Source organism: Actinomadura logoneensis (assembly GCF_003428695.1).
GTDB lineage: Bacteria > Actinomycetota > Actinomycetes > Streptosporangiales > Streptosporangiaceae > Spirillospora > Spirillospora logoneensis.
The window spans coordinates 1-1,099 of record NZ_QURH01000475.1 but is presented as its reverse complement, the minus strand read 5'-3'; the positions used below and the strand labels follow the sequence as shown (position 1 = coordinate 1,099).

The 1,099-nt window shown below is 79.2% G+C and carries 1 protein-coding gene; it reads right to left on the bottom strand.

All coding sequences use genetic code 11. The features are described from left to right. Positions 1 to 1,099 (bottom strand): trans-sulfuration enzyme family protein (locus DZF91_RS23425; RefSeq protein WP_117359510.1); only part of this gene is annotated, 1,099 nt, incomplete at both ends.

Here is a 1,099-nt window from a genome sequence, read left to right as displayed (position 1 = left end):
GGGCGTCGGTCTCCCGGCCGGTCACCCGCGCGACCGTGTCCAGCGCCCGCCCGACGTCGCGGACGAGGTCGGCGGCGTCCTCCAGGCCGACGGTGAACCGGACGGCGGCCGGATCGGCACCGGGCGTCCCGGTCGCGGCGTGCGCGACGCTCGTCCGGACGCCGCCGTCCGCGCCCGCGACCAGCGCCAGCCGGACCGCGTCCACCAGCGCCTGCCCCGCGGCGAGACCGCCGTGCGGCACGACCGTGACCACTCCCCCGAAACGCGTGCCCTCGGGCCCCGCGTCGAACAGCCTGCGCGCGACACCGTGGCCCGGATGCTCCGGCAGGCCCGGGTACTCCACCCGCTGGACGGCCGGGTGCCTGGCCAGCGCGGCGGCGAACACGCTCGCGGTGTCGCACTGCCGCCGGACCCGCAGCGGCAGCGTCTCCAGCCCGCGGCGCAGCAGGAACGCGTCGTCCGGGGCGAGCGACGCGCCCGTCTCCACCCGGACGCGCCGGACCACCGTCATCACGTGCGCGCCGCCGACCACGACCCCGCCGGAAGCGTCGCCGTGCCCGCCCAGCCCGCCGGACGCGTCGTGCACCACGAGGTCGGCGCCGTGCTCCAGCGGACGGCACACCACCGGGGTCGTCCGGGACGAGTCGACCGCGAGCAGCGCCCCGTCCGCGTGCGCGATCTCGGCGAGGGCGGGGATGTCGGCGACCGCGAGCTCCGGATCGGACAGCGTCTCGGCCCACACCAGCCGGGTCGCGGGCCGCATCGCCGCCGCCACCTCGGACGGCTCGGCGAACGTGGTCTCCACGCCGAACCGGGCGAGCAGCCCGGTCAGCACCGACCGCACCGGCCCGTGCAGCCCGGCGGGGGCGACGACGTGCGCTCCGGCCGTCGCGCACGCCAGCAGCACCCCGGTGATCGCGGCGGCCCCGGACGGGAACGCCTCGGCGACCACCGGGCCGTCCAGGTCCGCGCCGTCCAGCGCGGCGACCCCGGCCGCGAACGCCAGCGCCGACGGGTTGTCGACCGGGCCCGCGGACTCGGCCGCGGCGAGCTCGGCGTGTTCGGCCGCGCCCGCGTAGGCGAAGGCGGCCGTGCGCCA